4 protein-coding genes are annotated in these 4,010 nt (G+C 34.5%); 1 reads left to right on the plus strand and 3 read right to left on the minus strand.

The features are described 5' to 3' along the window. The coding region (locus AB1Z17_RS05140) for a molybdopterin-dependent oxidoreductase (protein WP_368050725.1) at positions 1-1,668 on the minus strand (1,668 nt) is incomplete at its 3' end. Between the two features lie 19 nt (positions 1,669-1,687). Continuing rightward, positions 1,688-3,304, minus strand: a complete 1,617-nt coding sequence (gene nrfD, locus AB1Z17_RS05145; RefSeq protein ID WP_368050726.1) for an NrfD/PsrC family molybdoenzyme membrane anchor subunit — start codon at positions 3,302-3,304, stop codon at positions 1,688-1,690. 158 nt (positions 3,305-3,462) lie between these two features. Between nrfD and AB1Z17_RS05150 the strand changes: the two genes are divergently transcribed. After that, on the plus strand, positions 3,463-3,705 hold the full coding sequence (locus AB1Z17_RS05150; RefSeq protein ID WP_368050727.1) for a MoaD/ThiS family protein: 243 nt from the start codon (positions 3,463-3,465) through the stop codon (positions 3,703-3,705). Here the strand turns inward: AB1Z17_RS05150 and AB1Z17_RS05155 are convergent. Beyond that, on the minus strand, positions 3,702-4,010 hold a 309-nt coding region (locus AB1Z17_RS05155), incomplete at its 5' end, for a DUF3817 domain-containing protein (protein WP_368050728.1). The genes AB1Z17_RS05150 and AB1Z17_RS05155 overlap by 4 nt on opposite strands.

Here is a 4,010-nt window from a genome sequence, read left to right on the forward strand (position 1 = left end):
ATTTCTTCTAGCTGCCTCTCTTAAAACTGGCTGACGAAATGCTACCCAAGTTCCTCCGTGTGTGGCATAACTGTTTAAATCGTGACGTTCAGATGCTAACCCCATTGGTAATACAAAATCGGCATAAAAAGCTGTTTCGTTCCAAGTAGGAGTTAATGCAGTGTGCAATCCAAATTTGGATTCATCTGCAAGCATTTCCATCCAAGTAAATCCGTCAGGATAGGTCCAAACAGGATTAAATACTCTTGTAAAATAGACATCCATTTTACCTCTTCCTTCTTTTAAGAAATGTGGTAATAGCTGACTCATTTCAAAAAATGCTAATGGATATTCTTTTGGAAAATGCAATTCATTCCAAAATTTTTGAGGTTTTGGCGGATTTGGTTGTGTAGGCTTAAACTTATTCCAAGAATTAGGTGAAGTTCCTCCTTTTGCGCCAACAGCACCAGTAAGCGCCGTTAAAAAATGTAAACAACGAGCAACTGCCCAACCGCCAAGATTTGAAGCTCCTGCAGCTCGCCAGTTATGCGATGCAAAGCGTTCGCCTGCTTCACCAATTTTTTGAGCAATTTCAACAATCATTTCAGCTTTTACACCAGATTCTTTCTCGGCAAATTCAGGAGTAAATTCTTTATATTCATCAATCATTGCAGCAATGTAATTTTCAAAAATAACTTCCTTATCAGAATGTCTTGCTTTTAAATATTCTTGCCAGTTAGTCCAATTTTCTAAATACGGCCTATTGTATAGGTTGTTTTGTAAAATATACAAAGCCATTGCCAATAAAACTGCCGCTTCAGTTCCTGGATATGATGGCAACCAATAATCTGACATTGATGCTGTATTAGATAAACGAGGGTCCATTGTTGCCAATTTTGCCCCTTTCATTTTACCTTCAATAATACGTTGTGCATGCGGATTGAAATAATGTCCAGATTCTAAATGTGCAGATACTAATAAAATAAATTTTGCTTCTGCATGGTCTGGTGAAGGTCTGTCGTAACCATACCATAAATTATATCCAAAACGTGCTCCAGAAGAACAAATATTAGTATGTGAATTATGGCCATCTATTCCCCAACCTTGCAAAATCCAATTCATAAACTTTTCATGTCCTGGTCTTCCTACATGGTACGCAATTTCATTTTGTCTGTTTTCTTTTAATGCTTTTCTAATTCTTGCTGCAATAGTATCTAATGCATCATCCCAAGTAACGCGTTCCCATTCTCCATCTCCACGCTTTCCTTTTCTTTTTAAAGGAAATAAAATACGATCTGGATCTGTAATTTGATTGATAGTTGCAGGACCTTTCGCACAGTTTCTTCCTCTACTTCCCGGGTGATATGGATTCCCTTCAAACTTTTTAACCTCTTGGGTTTCCTTATCAATAAAAGCTGTTAAACCACAAGCACTTTCGCAATTAAAACAAGTTGTCGGTACAATTTGATAGGTTTTTTTTTCTTTTTTAGGCCAAACTTTCGGGTTGTATTCTACCCAATTATCCCATTTTTCTGGTGGTGGAAAATTCTCGTACATTTGAGCTACTTCTTCATCTGTAAAATGACGCATATCTTGGTCAAATTCTTGATAGCCTTCTTTATGCAGATTTGGAATAATCCCTAATTTTTCTGCTATTCCCTCTATAAATGATGGTTTTTTATATCCCATGACTTTCTGTTTTTTTAAATTAAGCTAATGGAATTCTTTGTGGTGCTTCCACCCAAATTTTCTCCGTTATAACAATTCCAATTAAAACACATATTCCTGATATTACAGCAACTAATTCTCCTGTTCCTAAAAACAATAGGGCTAAAGGAATAATATTTCCAATTATAATAGTACCGAACCAAAACAGCTTTTTATAACGTCCTTTTGTTATCATTTTAACCACCGTTTTTGCCGATGTTGTTGGATGTGTTATTGTTAATTCCGTTATTAAAGTAAATAAGTTAACCACCAATGCAATTATCATAGTATTTTTTAGAATACTCATCCAATTTTCATTTCCAAAAATTAAAGAAGCAATTACAAAAATTGCGGTTCCTGCCATAACACTATGCACTAGCATATGTAATGGTAATGTTGGGCTTTGCCAAAAATCACGACCTTTTGCTTGAGCAAATAAGAATGCTGTATAAACTGCAAGTAATATTGCAAAAGCTGCTGTTATCCATAATAAAATAGTTTCACCAGTTTGTATTTCAAAAAATGTTATTGCTCCCCAAATGGTTACCAGCAATCCGAAAACTGTAATTGTATAACCACCTTTTACCAACCAAGAGTTCCATTGTGGTCTTAAAAGCACATTTAAAAATCGATCTGGTCTGTCTAAATCCATCACTAAAAATAATCCGGTTAAGGCTAAAAACACCAATGAAATTCCTGCTGACCATAATTTTGAAGTCGGAGAAACTTCATAACCCAACATAATAGCTAAAAACGGAATTAAGAAAGCTCCAGCTGCTATTGCTTTTGTAAACACATACGCTGAAACTTCCCAGCCCCAAAGTATACCTTTATCTGGGGTGTCGTAAACTCGGCGGGCTTTTCCTGTTAAAACATCAATATAATTAGGGTTTTCTGTTTCTTTTCTTTGATATGCAGCTTGAATATCATTATCAATACTCATTTGTAATAAATCTACATCATCATTTGTGTGCATCATTTTTTCAGCAGCTTTTGCAAAATGACCAACACCGCGTGCTTGTGAGTTCCATAAACCTGGTCCCGATTTATCGGTAGCCTCAGGAACTAAAGAAGCATCATCTCCATCTATATAAAATAAATTTGGATTGGTCCCTTTTTCGGGTTTTCGAACTTTAACCGCTTGACGCGCCAATAATTGCGAAATTTCTGTTGTTGGATTGTGCATATCTCCAGCAATAATTGCGTGTTCTGGACATACCGTTACACACGCTGGCTCACGACCAACATCAACTCTATGCGCACAATAATTACACTTAGCCGCTGTGTTGTTGTCTGGATCAATATACAAAGCGTCGTAAGGGCAGGCTTGCATACAAGACTTACATCCAATACAACGATTGTTATCAAAATCTACAATACCATCTTCCCGAGTGTAAAGTGCTTCAACCGGACAAATTTCCACACAAGGAGCATCTGTACAATGGTTGCAACGCATTACTGAAAAAATTCTTCGGGTATCTGGAAATTCTCCTTTTTCAACTTGCTTAACATACGTTCTGTTAACGCCAACAGCCACATCGTGTTCCGATTTACAAGCCGTTGTACAAGCGTGACAACCAATACATTTTCGGTTATCAATTATGAATCCGTACTTCATTTTTTATTAAATATTTTGAACTTCAATCAAAGTTAGGTAATAGATATATTAGTTTTGTAACTAATATCACACAAGCTAGCTTTGAGATTTATTTAAAATGATTCTAAATAGTTGTTATTTTAAAATGAATTACTTTTGCATTAAATTGAATAAAACTAATGGAAATTCAACTCTTATTTTTTGGAATAACAACAGATATTGTTGGTGCTAATAAAATGAAATATACCTTAAAAGAAGGCGCTACTGTAGGTAAATTAAAGAAACTATTAATCGCTCAATTTTCAGCACTAAAAAATATAAATGATTTTGCAATTGCAATTAATGAAGAATATGTTGAAGACACAACTATAATTACTAAAAATAATGTAATTGCAATAATTCCGCCAGTTAGCGGAGGTTAAGCTCTTAAATATTTTTTATCGATATAAAATGTTCCAAAAGGAATTATTGATGCAGCCAAAACAGTAATAAAAGTTTTAGAATTCCAATTTAATTCATATTTCATCATAATTGCTAATACAATGTATACGATAAATAAAAGTCCGTGTGGCATTCCAAGCATTTTAACAAACATTTCGTTTCCTAAAATATATTTAATTGGTGTTGCTATAAAAAGCAATAATAAATAAGAAACTCCTTCTAAAATACTTACAATTCTAAATGTTTTGTTCATAAATTCAATAATTAGTAGCAGCCGCGAAAATAC

Origin of the sequence: Lutibacter sp., assembly GCF_040883305.1 — a bacterium.
Classification (GTDB): domain Bacteria; phylum Bacteroidota; class Bacteroidia; order Flavobacteriales; family Flavobacteriaceae; genus Lutibacter.